The following is a 16,214-nucleotide window of genomic DNA, read 5'->3' on the forward strand; positions in this document are numbered from 1 at the left end:
ATAATAAAAAAGGATACCACTATGAATACATCTGTCAAAACTATCAAAGTCTACGACGAAATTGTAGATTTCATTGCTGCTGGTACTACCCCCCAAAGTGTGATTAACTTCCACCTTTCTGAAACAGCACAAAACCGTTTAGAGGATTTAATTGACGGTGCTAAAAATAATCAACTAACCAAAGAAGAAAAACGGGAGTTAGACCATTTTCTGACTCTAGAACACATTATGACTTTAGCTAAAGCCAAAGCGTATAAATATATGAACACCGAGGATAAATAAGATGTCTCGTACTTACATTAATGTAGATTTGCGGCGTTTAGTTGTTGAACGCGCTGGGAATATTTGTGAATATTGTCTTATTTCAGCAGTAGATAGATCATCCGGTTGTCAAGTTGACCATATAATTAGCGTTAAACATGGTGGTGCAAGCACAGATGATAATCTTTGTTATGCTTGTGTTTTCTGTAATTTGCAAAAAGGTACAGATTTAGGTTCAATTAATTGGCGTAATGGTGAATTAGTGAGATTTTTTAACCCCCGTAGAGACTTATGGGGTGATCACTTTCGACTTGATGAAGCTGTGATTCAACCATTAACAGATATTGGTGAAGTAACAACGCGTATTCTCGATTTTAATAACGATGAACGGATCATAGAAAGACTATTATTAATAGAAGTTGGTAAGTATCCACCAACATCAGCAAAAGGAAGAATTAGCAAGTAGATATACTGAAAACGGGTGAAATCTGAACTTATGTCATACTGTGGCGTTAGCCATACGTAACGTAGTGCAGGGAAGTATCTCAGAGATTCTTCACTTCGTTCAGAATGACATTTTAAACCGTTTTGAGTATATATCAAAAAAAGCATGGTGCTGTATTTGCCTTCATTGTGGCAGGACTACCAGGAAACCCCTGTTTGAGAATTTCAATGTCAAAATACCAGCCTAGTAATACCAAGCTACCAATAAAATAGCCTCAGATAAAATAGCAAGATATAGCAGACACTAAAGAGGCATAATCAGGAGGAATTTTTATGTCTGTATATCAGGATGTTACTCAGGAACATGAGATTTTAGACGTACGTACAAACTACAGATTGTTGCATTGTCGGTGGTGGCCCTGCGGGGGCTGTATTGTCTTTGTTACTAGCACGTCAGGGTATTTCGGTGATGCTGCTAGAAGCACATAAAGATTTTGACCGGGATTTTCGTGGTGATACTATTCACCCATCGGTAATGCAGATTATAGAGGAGTTGGGTTTGAGCGATACCTTCGGTCAGCGCTGCGATCGCATTTTGCAATTACCTCACACGAAGTTTACCTATCTTACGTGATCTCCCAACCCGATTAATTGCTTTGGGTATTTTTCCTGTTCATGTACAAATTTAATGTTTTTAATGGTATAGTTGTACTACTCAATGCAGAATTAAATGCTCGTTCTAGTCAGGCGTTGTTCGTGAACATCTATAGTCATAGTTGTTTCACCTTCTCCGCTTGACTTTCTATATCTTAATGTTCGCTAGAATACTTATGATATTTGTTTGGGCTGGTAATGGGTATTGGGAAGAGGAATTATGAAATAGATCGCGGCACTCAGGCGTTATCCTAAATATTGTAAAGATTGACTTATAAGGAGCAATATATGAACAGTTGTATTTTAATGGCAGAAATTTATGACACTCCCCAACTGCGGCACACACCAGACGGGTTGGAAGTGACAGAAATGATCGTTCATGTGCCTGGAGTGCGGCCTGATGATCCTTCACATCCTTTGAAAGTAGTTGGGTGGGGTAATTTGGCAAAAGAAATCCATCAAACATACAAAGAAGGCGATCGCGTTATTATTGAAGGACGCTTAGGAATGAATACCTTTGATCGTCCCGAAGGATTCAAAGAAAAACGTGCTGAGTTGACAGTCCAAAAAATTCATGGCATTGGCAAAGAGATGAATTCGAGTCCACCAGCAACCACAATGGCGCAACCAGCACAGCGTCCTCCAGAGTCTTATGAATCAACCCGTCCAGCACCAACCCCAGTTACAACTAATGTCGCTGTCACTCCCCAGGTGACAACCCCCGAACCCACCTATCAACCAGCGAATTTTCAGCCTCCATCCTATCAACCTGTATCAGCACCAGAACCTGATCCAGACGACATCCCATTTTAAGACACTAGGGATTAGGGATTGCGGACTGGGAACTGGGGATTGGGAAATTGATATTTCTCCCCTGCCCCTGCTCCCCTTGCCTCTACTCCCCGCTGGCTTCACCCCATTCACGAATAGCAGGGAAAACTGATGAGTAATCATCTTCTGGATAGGACATACTCATTGCTGATTGCAGAATTTGTCTTACACCCTCAATACTGCTGAGATTCAAACCAAGGGATTTAGCTTCAGTGATAAATAAATCTATTTCTTTGATCAATTGTTTGGTGGGTAAGTTGGCTTTTGTGTAATTACCATCCAACATCCGTTTCAAGTTTTGATCAAAGGTAGGCGCATAAAGTTTACTATCGCGCAGGATTCGCATAAATAAGTCTACATCAATACCTTGCATCTGCACAAAAGCTAAACTGAGCGCAAAGCTAGTAGTGAGAGAAGCAATTAATTGATTGAGTGCAAGAGTTAGAGAGGATGCAGAACCTACAGGGCCTATGTATACAGGATCTGTGCCAAAAATTTGCAGTAACTTGAGATGGCGTTGATATTGTTCTTGTTCACCACCAACCATGACAATTAATTTGCCAGTTTCTGCTTCTGGGATGCTACCGAGTACTGGCGCTTCGATATATTCACCACCTGCCGCAACAACTGCATCTCTGATTTCTTGGCTTTCTGGAGGAGTAAGGGTCCCCATTTGGATGACGCTACGCCCTGATAAAGTATGCCAAGAAGTATCTGTGAGCAAGACATGATAAATAGCTGCGGCATTAGATAGCATGAGAACTATACAATCAGCAGAGCGAATTGCTTGCCGTGGTTTGGTCGCAATTTCTGCCCCTGCGGCTTGTAATGGTGCTAATTTTTCTGGGGTGCGGTTATAGGCAATTAGCTCTACATTTGCTGCTAATAACCGTTGAGCCATCGGTAGTCCCATCAATCCAGTTCCCAGAAATGCCACCTTCATGTTTCACTTTCCTTTGGTAAATCGTAGGGTAAACAAGGTAATGGGTAATGGGTAATGAGTAATAGTTTTTCTATTCACCAATCACCTTTTCCCCATATGCCTATAGCTTGCGTGAGGACGTAGGAGTCATACGGCAGGCTACCGCCAACACCAATCACCAAAAATCAGCCACCTGCGGCAAAAGTAGCCATGATGATAACTGAAAGTAAGATGCCGGGAGTAAGTAGTGTTGCTAATACAATTAGGTCGTGAGCGGTCATAATTATTACTTTTCTCAGGTTTTTAACTTTGGAGTAATCACTGTTATGCTAGTCGAAAAAAGACTGATACAGGATTCTTGAATAGAGTTTTAACCTTTGAGTTTTACCTTTACCTCTACTCTGGTATGGTTAATCCTTGAAGTAAAGGTAAAGTTTCTGTTAGCCCCTTGCTTTGTACTAGAACCCCAAAGTTGCCCATTCCTGTCGGCTCAATAAGTTGGTGTAATGCTTCCCGGCGGTTAAGCATTTGTGATATTGGTTGCTGTTGATAGGAAAGGGCTGCAATTCTTTCACCTAAACCTAATGCCATCAAAAATAAACCTTGCTGTGTCCAACCAACTTGATTTAAACCGCACCTGTTGCCCCAAGATTCCAAAGCTGTAAAATCAACATGAGCGGTGATATCTTGTCGCCCAACATTGACGTAAGGGTTATCATGATGACGATGATGGTAGTAGCACTGTAGAGTTCCTTGCGATCGCCTGGGGTTATAGTAACGGTTGGCAGGATAGCCATAATCAATAGTTAGCACATACCCTCGCTGCAAGCAGTCTGCCACTATACTCAACCAATCAAGAGCAGCTAAATTAATTTCACTCCGATAGCCATCTGCATAAATATTGGGATTTAACTCAATCCCCACCAAATCAAAATATGCTGCTAACTGTGGTGTAGATAATTCCCCTAATACTTCCATAAATCTAGGAAAAACAGGCGTATTCTCTCCATCATCCTCAACAGTCACATAAATTTCCTGCAATTCCCCCGCTTCTATAGTGAACTGATGCACGGGAAAAGCATCAACTAATTCATTAGAAAAAAAGCAGCCTGTAATGGAGTTAGCAGCTATTTCTTCCAAATTGAACCATTGCACAGAGAACTCCTGTAACCTTTGCTGCTGTTCTTGCCTTAAACTTGGCGACTTTTCCACAATGATGTATTTCAGCGCCGCAAACAAATCTGGATAGTTTAATTGTATGTAATTCAGAATATGGGATGCTAAAACACCTTTACCTGCGCCCATTTCTACCAAATGAAAAGGCATCGGTTGCCCTAAAATCTCCCACATTTGGCAAAACTGCACAGCCAGTAATTCGCCAAAATCACTTCCTAAACTAGAAGACGTGAAAAAATCACCGTCCCTAAACCCAATATTGACTGCATCACTGGCATAGTAGCCATGTTCTGGGTGATACAGTGCCATATCCATATATTCTGCAAAAGTAATGCGCCGTTGAGGACTAGTTTTAATGCGTTTAGCTATAGCTGCACACAATGCGGGATGAGAATCCATAGAATTTTTACTGTGAGATTGAGCGTAAAAAGTTAAGAGTCGATATTCATAATTAGACGCTTCTTACCATCAAGTAGACAGCTAACAGTCATATCACCCATGACATTTATAGCAGTGCGACAGCGATCTAAAAACCAATCAACTGTCACCAGCAAAGCTATATATTCAGTAGGCAGACCGACAGAAGTAAAGACAAGAGTCATTGTCACTAAACCAGCTTCTGGTATACCCGCTGCACCAACGGAAGCAAAAATAGCTGTGACGACAACTATCAACTGTTGTGGTAGAGAAAGATGTAAACCCAATACTTGAGCAATAAATAATGCTGACATTGCTTCATAGAGGGCAGTTCCATCATTATTAAAGTTACTGCCAACTAGCGCCCCTAGAGAAGCTGAAGATTCCCGTAAACCAATTTTGTGTAACAACGCCTCAAAAGTGATTGGTGTGGTTGCTGTTGAGGAAGCAGTGGAAAAGGCTGTTAACAAAGCTTCTGAACCCCCAGCTAAGAAATTTTTAGGAGTTACCCAAGAACCAAATTTCACCCGCAGCAAGTAATAACAGGCTTGCAAACTCAAAGCCAATAGCACGGCAATAATGAATGCACCCAGAGATTTAAACGGTGCAAATCCTTGGAGAGCAACGGTTTTGGCAACGATACCAAAGACCGCTAATGGCACTAAAGCAATAATCCAGTGCAGAATGCGGATCACAGCCTCAAATAATATTGTAATTACTCCCTCTATTGCCTGGTAATATGTTTTGCCTTCCTCTATTTGCTGTGCTTTCAAGGCACGCAGAACTATACCAAAAGCTAAAGAAATAAAAATTAGTTGAATGACATTGTTATCAACCAGTGGTTTGAGAATAGAATCTGGGATGATGTCCTGAACTAATCCCCAAGGATCAAGGGTTTTACCAGTTGCTTCTGTACCAGATGGAGGAGAAATGCGACCCCATGAACCTGGTTTGAGAAGGTTAGCGACTAGAAGACCTATGAAAATTGCTACAGTTGTATTTGTTAATAACAGCACTGTCAGACGACGGCCGGATCTACCTGGGATATCAGCAGTGAGAAAGGCATGGAGTACGGCTAACATAATTAGTGGTGTTGCTAAAGCCCGCAGTGCCTTGAGTATTAAGTTACAGGGAATTGCTAAGTTACTGATGAGGGCAGTATTAGTTACTGCTTGAGTACTTAGTAAATTTCCTACAAGTATTGCCAAGATAATTGCAAGAGCAATCTGCAATGCTAATGGAATGCGCTTCCACGCAAAAAGGTGTTTTTTCTGTACCATTTGACCCATGCTTATTTGCCCGCAAATAAAGTTTTTGGATTTGACCAACGTGTTTTTACGCACTTCTCCATTTATTTCTCTGTTCAAATCCCAGAATTTATCTGATGGTTTACAAATGTTTACTATCAACCCCAACCTTTAATTTTTTATTTCTTACCTAAAGGTCTAATTTGGATATGCCTAAAATAGTTGTTTTTAGTGGTGCGGGACTTTCTGCTGAAAGTGGTATTCCTACTTTTAGGGGTACTGGGGGATTATGGGAAGGATATAAAATAGAAGATGTAGCAACACCTTTAGGTTGGATGCAAAATCAAAAAATGGTGCTAGATTTTTACGCCCAAAGATTTGCACAAATGCAAGAATGTCAACCTAATGCGGCACATTTTGCGATCGCAGAACTAGCAAATAATTTTGATGTGGTTTGCATCACCCAAAATATTGATACTCTATTGGAAAAAGCTGGTGTAAAAGATGTTTGGCATATTCACGGTAGAATAGATTACCAAAAATGTGAGTGGCATTTTGATATCCCCCCGATGTATGCAGAATGGCAATGTGATTATAAATGGGAAATTACTCAACCAGTACAATTAGGTGATTTATGTCCTAAATGTGGTAAACATTTACGCCCAGACGTGGTTTGGTTTGGGGAAGCGGTGGATATGCGAGTTGATAATTTGTATAAAATTCAAAATCAGGTAGACGTGTTTATTGTGGTGGGGACTTCTGCACAGGTTTATCCGGCTGCGAATTTATTGAAGTTTTTTCAGGATGTGCCTGTAAAGTATTTTATTGATCCTCATCCTCATAATGAAGTCTTAGCTGGGTTTACTGTGCTTGAGGGTAAAGCCACAAAATATTTACCAGCCTTAGTGGAGTCTTTAAAGGAAGAATTCGATTAATTCTCCGAAATATATCTAAAAATAGTTACCATAGGCATTTGTCTTTTGAGCAAGGACTAGATATTTTAGTGGAGTGCCAACGTACTAGCTGACAAATATCTATGAACATAGACACGTTCTCTCTTTTGTTTCCTGCGATGGTATCTACGCCCATTAAAGAGCCAGTACCAGTATTTTTGACGATTTTGGGCATTATGCTTATTGCCCCTCTGTTGTTTGAAAAAATACGGCTACCGGGGATTGTGGGGTTAATTTTAGCGGGGGTGATTGTTGGGCCTAATGGTTTGGGACTCTTGGCACGAGATAACACTATTGTCCTTTTAGGTACAGTCGGGTTGTTGTTTCTCATGTTTATGGCAGGTTTGGAAACCAGTCTTGATGACATGAAATATAACGCTGATAAGGCTTTAATCTTTGGATTAGCCACCTTTGCTGTACCTATGGTTTTGGGAACAGGGGCAATGTTGGCAATAGGTTACGGTTTTTTACCTGCTATTCTAGTTGCTTCTTGTTTTGCTTCCCATACTCTGCTGGCTTTACCTGTGGTAGGTAAACTGGGAATTATGCGATCGCCCGTTTTAACTGCTACCCTCGGTGGTACTCTGATCACTAATATCCTGGCACTGTTAGTATTAGCCGTGGTAGTTAGGGCGCATCAAGGGAATTTAACTTTACAGTTTTGGTTATTTCTCATCCCTTCACTCATCATCTATACTTTCTTGACACTCTGGGGTGTTCCCCGTTTAGGAAAATGGTTTTTTCGCAAATTTGGACATGATGAAGGTGCAGAGTTTACCTTCGTTCTCGCTACCCTGTTTGTGGTGTCCTATGGGGCAGAAGTAGTCAAAATTGAGCCGATTATTGGTGCTTTTTTGGCAGGAGTTGCCATTACCCAATTGATTCCCCAACTTAGTCCCTTGATGAATCGGATTCAATTTATTGGTAATACTCTGTTTGTGCCATTTTTCCTGATTTCGGTGGGAATGTTGGTGAATCCAGGGATTCTGATTCAAGAACCAAAATCCCTCATTGTCTCCGGTGTCATGGTGACAGTGGCTATAGTCGCTAAATATATCCCTGCGTGGGGTGCAGGTAAATTATTTGGATACAACTTCGACAATATTATGGTTATGTTTGGGCTATCTGTAGCACAAGCAGCTTCTACTCTGGCAGCAATTACCGTTGCTTACAACATCAAATTGGTTGATCAATTAACGGTGAATGGTACGATCGCTATGATTTTAGTTACCTGCATTGCTTCCCCTTGGGTGACAGCAAAGTGGGGGCAAAAAATGAAAACACAAAATGTTACTCCCCAAAAGCAGGAAGGGATCAGTTTAGGCGATCGCGTTTTAGTTCCTGTTGCTAACCCAAATACTGAAGATAACTTGTTAAAGTTAGCAATCCTCTTAGCTAAATCAGCCGCAGGTACACTTCTACCTCTACATATCATCATCGAAGAAGGTGAACCAATTTCTCCAGATGCTAAAGCCAGACAAAATCAGTTACTTTCCACCGCAGAAATGATTGCCCATGCTTCAGTCGCTAAAGTTACAACTATTGGTAGAATTGATGAATCAATTGACAAAGGCATTGCACGGGTAGCTGTAGAAAAACAAGCAAGTGTCATAGTTTGCGGTTGGAAAGGCTACTCAACCTACCAAGAAAACTTATTTGGCGGCGTAATTGATAAAATCGTGCAACGCAGTTCTATACCTGTTTTAGTAACTCGCTTTCCCTTACCTATTGAACATACATCAAGAGTCTTCCTGGCTTTCACCAGCCAACAAGCCAATGCTAGTTCTTTTAGGGAAAGTATCAAATTAGCCCAGAATTTGGCTGTAGAACTCAAAGCATCTTTAGAACTATTGGAAGTCGTCACCACAAAAGGAGTAGATATTGATTTTACTGATGCCGGACTACCAGCGGATACACCAATCCAAAAAGTAAGGGGTAATTTTGTTAAAGAAGTATCACGGTTACTGAAAACAAGTGATTTATTGTTGTTAAATGGTTCTGTAGCCCAGAAAACCCAGATATCTTCACTACTTGGTCATGTCCCCGAAGCGATCGCCCACAATAACCCTAAAGTTGCTATGATAATTGCCTACTTACCCCAGTAGTAGAGATTGGGGACTGGGAATAAGGGAAATTTATTATTATTCTTCCTTCTGACTCCAAACTCCAAACTCCAAACTCCAAACTCCAAACTCCAAACTCCGAACTCCGAACTCCAAACTCCGAACTCCTAACTCCTAACTCCAAACTTCTGACTCCAAACTCCAAACTCCGAACTCCGAACTCCTAACTCCAAACTCCAAACTCCTAACTCCAAACTCCTAACTCCAAACTCCAAACTCCAAACTCCGAACTCCTAACTCCGAACTCCTAACTCCGAACTCCTAACTCCTAACTCCTTTTGAATTATGCTTTATCCCGTTGTTTGGAAAAATAACTCAGTTTTACTAATCGACCAAACCCGCTTACCAAATGAGTATGCTGTGGTGGAAATTCATCGCAGTGAAGATATGGCTGAGGCGATTAGAACTATGATTGTTAGAGGTGCGCCAGCGATTGGTGTCGCTGCGGCTTATGGGATGTATTTGGGTGCGAGGGAAATTGAAACAAGCGATCGCACCGAATTTTTGCAACAATTAGAAAAAGTCGCCCAATTATTACGTTCTACCCGCCCCACCGCAGTAAACTTATTTTGGGCAATTGGGAGAATGATGCAAACCGCTTATGAAACTATAGGCACAGTCGCCGAAATTCAACAAACTCTCCTAGAAACTGCCCAAACTATCAACACCGATGATATCCAAACCTGTCAAGCCATAGGTAATCATGGTTTAGCAGCTTTACCCAAAACACCAGAAAAACTAATTATACTTACTCACTGTAACGCCGGTGCTTTAGCAACTGCCGGTTATGGTACCGCATTAGGTGTAGTGCGTTCCGCTTGGAGAGAAGGACGACTAACAAGGGTATTTGCAGACGAAACCCGTCCCCGTTTACAAGGTGCAAAACTCACCGCTTGGGAATGTGTGCAAGAAGGAATTCCCGTAACAGTGATTACTGACAACATGGCCGCACATTGCATGAAACAAGGTTTAATTGATGCTGTGGTTGTCGGTGCTGATAGAATTGCCGCTAATGGTGATACTGCTAATAAAATCGGGACTTACAGTTTAGCTATAGTAGCTCAAAAACATCATATTCCCTTCTTCGTTGCTGCACCTCTTTCCACCATTGATTTTACCTTAATCGATGGTAGCCAAATCCCCATAGAAGAACGTCACCCAGCCGAAATATATCAAATTGGTGATACTATCCTGACACCTTCAGGAGTCGAATTTTATAATCCTGCCTTTGATGTCACTCCCGCAGAATTAATCACAGCAATTATTACAGAAAAAGGTGTTTTTGCACCTGATGAGTTAGTCAAGCTTCATACTCTATCTCAGCAAATATTCAATCATTACTGAACGTTTTTTAATCGTGGAATCTGGGCTATAGGTGTAAACTATATGGAAGTTTTTTTGGCTAATATTGATCATCTTGAAAGTGTTGCAGTACTATTTAATCGGTATCGTATTTTTTACAATCAAGCATCAAACCTCGAAGCTGCCAAGGAATTCCTCAAAGAACGTTTCCAGAATCATGACTCGGTAATATTTGCAGCCAATAACAATGGAGAATTAGTTGGATTTACTCAGCTTTATCCCAGTTTTTCTTCAGTGTCGATGCAACGAATATGGATATTGAACGATTTATATGTCGAAGAGTCATATCGTCGCAGAGGAATTGCAAAATTACTAATGAATACGGCAGAAGAATACGCAAAAAAGAATGGAGCAATTCGCGTAATTTTAGCTACTCAAATTACTAATACAACCGCACAAAAACTTTACGAAACGCGAGATTATATTAAAAATGAAGACTTTTACCATTACGCTTTACAGTTGCAGTAATGGCAAAATACTCGCTGCTGAATGTCGTTATACAATTAGAAAATGTCTTAGACTAAAAAGCTAGATATTTCGTAAGTGAGTCGAACCAGCTAAACTTACTTAATCCCCGCTTAATAACAAATCTAAAATAGTCAGTATTTTTGAGTATATAATACAAACAGTAATATCCCATTCTGTTAGACAAGTAAATCTAGTTTTTAGAAAATAGTAAAAACATCTATGAGAAAATTAATTTTCACAATATCCTTAATTCTTTCCTGTATCTCTCTGGTCAGTTGTAGTAATTCACCAACTAATACAACCACAGAAAAATCAACTAATACTACTGCACAATCTCAACTAAAAACAGATACTCAAGCTGAAACAAAATCTACCACTCAAAGCGTTAGCAATAGCACCAATAAAACTCAACAACCACAAATTGCTACAGTCAAAGAATTAGTCAATGGTGATTTACTATGTTATGCCACATTAGTAGATGAAAAAGGCATTGAACACCAAGTTGGTGCAAGCTTTGAAATTTGTGCAGAAGAAGCAAAATTCTTAAATAAAAAAGTCCGTGCTACTTACACAATAGAATCAGTGAGTGATTGTGAAAGTGCTGAACCCTGTGGCAAAACTCGCAAAGAGTCTATAATTACCAAGATGGAAGTTTTAGGTGATCAAAGATCATCTAATTCTGAAAATATCTCAGGAAGTATTATTACAGGCAATCAAGTTATAAGTGGAGAAATATCAAAAGAAAAATATCCCCTTGTAAATACCAAAATTCAAACTATCAGTAATGGTGAGTGGACAATTTCCACAAGTAATCATGACTCTTGGACAGGAATTAATAATACAGGCAATATTAGTTATAAAGGATGTGACACTAAAGGTAAATGTATTGAATTAACAGGTGGTAAAATCTCTTGTCGGGATGGAAAATGTGTTACAGGTTGGAAAAATGGAGATTATATTTACATACTAGAACAACCGATTACAGAAGATGGAAATGCTGCTTCCACCCTAATTGTCAAGAAAGGTAATAGCGAAATTCTCAAAGCCACAAAATTGAAATAAGGATGTAGCGTCAATCTAACATTCTCATACCAATTTTATATGAGACTGCACAGAATAATGACATTAGGAATTACGCACAAAGTAATCAAAAACATGATTCTTTCGTAGGGGTAATTCATGAATTACCCCTAATTTCGTGATGTTTTGCGTAAGTCCTGGACATCAATTGAATTATCCGTCTTTATCTGTGTTTATCTGCGTTTATCTGCGGTCAATTATTCTTGATATAGCGTTTCCTAATCGCATGAAGTATATCATAGCCCCCTCCACGAAACAGCGGGGAGGGGGTTGGGGGTGGGGTTTTTGTACCTCACTCAGCCGATAACCGCTATATTTTAGAACCCTTGTAGAGAAGTGATCTGGATAAAGATTCTTTCCTCTACAATCTTTTCCACCAGATGTCTATTATATATTTGCAGTTAAACCCAAACGAAAAGTAAACCCAGGACTATAAATGCGATTAACACGTTCATATTGTTCACCCAGTAAATTTTCTAAATAAACAGTAACGCCCAAATTTTTACTCACAGGAATGCGTCCACTCAAATCTAAATTCACAAAAGATGGAGAGAAATCTGTATTTCTATCACCAGCAGCAGTATTGGTAAAAATAGAACGACGAGTTCCACTATTATAAGTCAAATACAAATTAGCTTGCCATCCATCTTTTTGATAACCAATTCCAGTTTGCAGCAAAGAGTAAGGAATTAAACCTAATTGTAAACCTTTCTCCGTGCCTGTTTTAATTTGGGCATCTGTATAAGTGTAATTGACAAAAGTAGACCATTCACGAGCAATCTTTAATTGCAAAGCAGCTTCTAAACCATTCGTATCGACTAAGCCAATATTTTCCCACCTGCCACTAATTACTCCTAAGCGATTATCTAAACTGCTGCCAAAATATGTAAACTGTGCCAGCAAATTACTAGATAAATTAATATCCACTCCCGCAGTCCAGGTAGAACCAGTTTCTGGTTTTAAATCCGGGTTGGGGTCCCAACCATGTACCGTATCATAAACATATAATTGATCTAACCCAGGATTGCGTTGCGCCCCTGCCCAACTGCCACGAACTGCAACTACTGGATTAATGGCATAACGTAAGCCAGCACTGGGATTAAGGTAACTACCAAACTGTCCATCAAAGCTTTGTCTTAGCCCTAAATCAACTAGCAAAGCATCACTAATTTGCCAAGTATTTACAGCAAATAAAGCCTTATGAAAGAGATTTCTATTTTCGGTTTCATTCTGATTAATGCGATTTGGGGCTGTGCTGAAAACATCACCATTTAAATCGGTATTTTTTAAATCTATACCCCAACGTAATTGATTATTAGGGCTAAGTTTCCAATCATGATCAACCCTGGCTGTAATTTGTTGAGTATCTAAAACTCCTGTGCGATAAAATGTCGCTCCTGTTGGTCCATAGGTGCTAAAGTAATCTTGGTTATAACCGATAGTAGTTGTCAGATTTGAGTCGTTATTCTTACCAAGTCGAGTTTTCCAAGATAAACCAATATTCAAATTATCATGATCTAATCTATCCCTTTGTAAGGGGAACCCAAAATAAATTAAGCCCCGACGACTACTAAGTGCAGTTACATCTAAGTTCAAAGAATTTTTAGAATCTAAATCTAAACCAATGCTGCCAAAATAGCTACTAGTTGCAGTATCAGCATTTGATAAAAATCCTTCAGAGTCACGGTTTGCTGCACCAACAGGAACACGGTAACGGTTATCTATAAAGTATCTTTCAAAGCTAAAATTGTATTTTACTTTATTAGTGGAACCGGCATAAGTTATTTGTTGGTTGTTTAAATTTAATGAGCCAAATTCTACACTACCAGTTAATTTTGGCTGACTATAGCCTGCTTTGGTGATGATATTTACAATTCCCCCAAAAGCTGATGAACCATATAAAGAGGAAGCAGCCCCGCTATATAATTCAACTTTTTCAATAGCTTCTATGGGAATGCTATTTAAATCAGTTCCTCCATGATAAGTATTGATGTTGGTGTTAATTGGTCTACCATTAATCAGAAATACAGATTGATTAATTGATGCGCCACGGTAGTATGTGCCTGTGTGAATATCTGCTCCATGCCCGACATCATTGATAGCAAACCCAGGCATTCTTTTTAAAATATCAGCGACGCTAGTAGCTCCCTGTTTTTGAATTTCTTCTTTTTCAATGACATAAGTGGGGGTAGATTCAGGTAATGCATCTTTTTCTCCAACTACTTCTATGGAGATATCTGCATCATTTGTGGGAGTTGGATCTGCTTCTATTTCAGGTTCTTGTTCGACTTCGTTTGATACAGGTTGTTGAGTTAATAATTTAGCATTATTAGCAGGTAATTCAATTTCACTTATATTAGGAATATCAGAATTTACTATATTCTGCTCAGTTTTATGATCATTAGCTACAGCAGGAAATGCTACCAGTAAACTCAGTAAAGAGACTGGCAGGAAAACAAAACTCTTATTCATATTTCTGAACTCACACCCGGTAAAAACAATCACTATGTGGAATTGTCTCTATTAATAAAAAAACTGTCAAAAGACAAGCTGTCATAGTTAAATTAACTCACCTATTGCACCTGGAAACATGAATGTCAAAACCACAACCACGTGCAAAGGGAGCAAGTCGCTGGATATCAAGTAAAAGAAGAGACACGGCAATTTGAGGAAACAAAGATTCAAGGGCTTTTTGTGCAGCCTCACCCCAGATAGGGTGTAGACTAGCTCCTGGGCGTTGGCAAGCATTGTTCTTGCTTTTTTATGATATATTTCACGCCTTTTCTCTTATGTTTTTAGTCCCAAATGCAAACTCTGGAATTAATTCTATATTATTCGATTGCCGACGGCAGTGCGCTGGAGCGCAATCGCTCCATATCAACATCTATCTTTTATTTTTTGTGTGATATTCCTGTTCCAGAAGTTACCTTTATGACTATATACTCCTGAATACTTAGCTTTTGTAAACTGTGATTTTTTTGTAATTTACATCTGCTATTTCTGGGTTTATTCGGTAGGTGCAAGATGTGAGAATAGATATTTCACATCTGAGAAAACTTACTAATATTAATATGCCAGTTGTGTAAATCTTGAAATACAATAGAATTGTCAGATTCGGCAATATCAACAACTGATTGACCCAAACCAATTACATAAACCTTGTAGAGAGGTTGTAGGCAGGGTTTCTAGAATCTTTGTTACCAAATTTACATTAACTTTTTGGCTAAATTATGCTGATCATTAAGAGCAAACAATCTATAAAACTTTATCTTAACAGCGCTAACTAAGTTTTTGCAAAAAAAAATAGACTTCCTGTTGTAGTTATATTTTGGGTTGGCAAAATGCTATAAGTTTTTATGTAGCTTGTTAAAAATGAAGACAAACCAAATTTATGAAGGCTAATTACAGCAAATTAGTGACCAACCTCGCGTGCATACTAGGAGTAACTGGCTTTAGTCTCCTGGTAACTTTACCATCTAGAGCGAATGAAATCCTCAATCCCCATCAAAGCATACAAGCAAATTCTCAATCCATACCTGCTAACCTGGCTTTAAAAACAGAAAATGGCAACACTAAAAGTAAAACACAGATAGCCCAGAGCCAGGGAAGTGGAGTACTCAATCCTAGACCAAATATTTTCAACGAACCTCCCTATAATGGCCGTACCGTACCTAGTGAAACACCACCAGTCAGACCAACTCAACCTAGAATAGAAACGCCAACAACTTCTGATACCAAACCACAACCAACCTCACAACCAACCGAAACAACTGAAACTAAAAACGTTATAGAAGTAGCAGAATCAGCGGGTTCTTTTACAATGCTCATCAAGGCTTTAGAAGCCGCTGGACTTACAGAAGTATTGAAAGGAGCAGGGCCGTTCACTGTTTTTGCTCCCACTGATGCAGCTTTTGCCAAATTACCACAAGATGCTGTACAGGACTTGTTAAAGCCAGAGAACAAGGAAGTATTGGTCAAGGTTTTAACTTATCATGTAGTACCAGGGAAAGTCCTTTCCAGCGATTTAAAATCTGGTCAAGTTACTAGTGTGCAAGGTGATCCCATTAATGTGAAAATAGATCCTGCTAAAGGCGTATTTGTAAATGACGCTCAGGTCACTAAAGCGGATATTCCAGCAAGCAACGGAGTTATTCATGTAATTGATAATTTGATTTTGCCACCTAGTTTGTAGATTGGCAGAATTTTTTGCTAACAAGCAAGCTGGAAATTGAGTAGAATACAAATTCATCAATAATACAAAAAAGCCACAGTCTTA

The 16,214-nt window shown here is 39.4% G+C and carries 13 protein-coding genes and 1 pseudogene; 10 read left to right on the top strand and 4 right to left on the bottom strand.

Annotation, left to right across the window (positions count from 1 at the left end; all coding sequences use genetic code 11):
- The first annotated feature begins 21 nt into the window (after positions 1-21).
- The 4 genes and pseudogenes from ACOWPH_RS22590 (at position 22) to ACOWPH_RS22605 (ending at position 2,172) form a co-directional block, all read left to right on the top strand.
- Positions 22-282, top strand: coding sequence for a hypothetical protein (locus ACOWPH_RS22590; RefSeq protein ID WP_015212358.1), 261 nt, complete (start codon positions 22-24; stop codon positions 280-282).
- A gap of 1 nt (position 283) precedes the next feature.
- Positions 284-727 (top strand): HNH endonuclease, encoded by a 444-nt coding sequence (locus tag ACOWPH_RS22595; RefSeq protein ID WP_015212359.1) that lies wholly within the window; start codon positions 284-286, stop codon positions 725-727.
- Between the two features lie 381 nt (positions 728-1,108).
- A pseudogene (locus ACOWPH_RS22600) lies at positions 1,109-1,321 on the top strand (FAD-dependent monooxygenase); the annotation flags it as partial.
- 326 nt (positions 1,322-1,647) lie between these two features.
- A complete protein-coding gene (locus tag ACOWPH_RS22605; RefSeq protein WP_015212360.1) occupies positions 1,648-2,172 on the top strand; it encodes a single-stranded DNA-binding protein in 525 nt (174 codons plus the stop codon).
- Between the two features lie 82 nt (positions 2,173-2,254).
- On the opposite strand, the gene ACOWPH_RS22610 is transcribed toward ACOWPH_RS22605, so the two are convergent.
- The 3 genes from ACOWPH_RS22610 to ACOWPH_RS22620 all read right to left on the bottom strand — a co-directional run bounded on the left by ACOWPH_RS22610 (position 2,255) and on the right by ACOWPH_RS22620 (position 5,994).
- Positions 2,255-3,133 carry an NAD(P)-dependent oxidoreductase gene (locus ACOWPH_RS22610; protein WP_015212361.1) on the bottom strand — a complete coding sequence of 293 codons (879 nt, stop codon included), beginning with the start codon at positions 3,131-3,133 and terminating at the stop codon, positions 2,255-2,257.
- A 375-nt stretch (positions 3,134-3,508) separates the two neighbouring features.
- Positions 3,509-4,687 (bottom strand): class I SAM-dependent methyltransferase, encoded by a 1,179-nt coding sequence (locus ACOWPH_RS22615; protein WP_015212363.1) that lies wholly within the window; start codon positions 4,685-4,687, stop codon positions 3,509-3,511.
- Positions 4,688-4,719: 32 nt separating this feature from the next.
- Positions 4,720-5,994, bottom strand: a complete 1,275-nt coding sequence (locus ACOWPH_RS22620; protein ID WP_015212364.1) for a dicarboxylate/amino acid:cation symporter — start codon at positions 5,992-5,994, stop codon at positions 4,720-4,722.
- A gap of 167 nt (positions 5,995-6,161) precedes the next feature.
- On the opposite strand from ACOWPH_RS22620, the gene ACOWPH_RS22625 reads away from it, so the two are divergent.
- From ACOWPH_RS22625 to ACOWPH_RS22645, 5 genes are all read left to right on the top strand, one after another.
- Positions 6,162-6,887, top strand: coding sequence for an SIR2 family NAD-dependent protein deacylase (locus ACOWPH_RS22625; protein WP_015212365.1), 726 nt, complete (start codon positions 6,162-6,164; stop codon positions 6,885-6,887).
- A gap of 101 nt (positions 6,888-6,988) precedes the next feature.
- A complete protein-coding gene (locus ACOWPH_RS22630; protein WP_015212366.1) occupies positions 6,989-9,010 on the top strand; it encodes a cation:proton antiporter in 2,022 nt (673 codons plus the stop codon).
- Between the two features lie 303 nt (positions 9,011-9,313).
- The gene (mtnA, locus tag ACOWPH_RS22635) at positions 9,314-10,372 is read left to right on the top strand and encodes an S-methyl-5-thioribose-1-phosphate isomerase (RefSeq protein WP_015212367.1); all 1,059 of its coding nucleotides are present in this window, start codon (positions 9,314-9,316) and stop codon (positions 10,370-10,372) included.
- 42 nt (positions 10,373-10,414) lie between these two features.
- The gene (locus ACOWPH_RS22640; protein ID WP_015212368.1) at positions 10,415-10,858 is read left to right on the top strand and encodes a GNAT family N-acetyltransferase; all 444 of its coding nucleotides are present in this window, start codon (positions 10,415-10,417) and stop codon (positions 10,856-10,858) included.
- A 219-nt stretch (positions 10,859-11,077) separates the two neighbouring features.
- Positions 11,078-11,920, top strand: coding sequence for a hypothetical protein (locus tag ACOWPH_RS22645; RefSeq protein WP_015212369.1), 843 nt, complete (start codon positions 11,078-11,080; stop codon positions 11,918-11,920).
- A gap of 405 nt (positions 11,921-12,325) precedes the next feature.
- Here the strand turns inward: ACOWPH_RS22645 and ACOWPH_RS22650 are convergent, their stop codons facing one another.
- A complete protein-coding gene (locus ACOWPH_RS22650; protein WP_015212370.1) occupies positions 12,326-14,410 on the bottom strand; it encodes a TonB-dependent receptor plug domain-containing protein in 2,085 nt (694 codons plus the stop codon).
- A 919-nt stretch (positions 14,411-15,329) separates the two neighbouring features.
- Between ACOWPH_RS22650 and ACOWPH_RS22655 the strand changes: the two genes are divergently transcribed.
- On the top strand, positions 15,330-16,130 hold the full coding sequence (locus tag ACOWPH_RS22655; RefSeq protein WP_015212371.1) for a fasciclin domain-containing protein: 801 nt from the start codon (positions 15,330-15,332) through the stop codon (positions 16,128-16,130).
- Positions 16,131-16,214 lie beyond the last annotated feature (84 nt).

This window comes from Anabaena sp. PCC 7938 (assembly GCF_049315035.1).
Taxonomy (GTDB): Bacteria; Cyanobacteriota; Cyanobacteriia; order Cyanobacteriales; family Nostocaceae; genus Anabaena; species Anabaena cylindrica.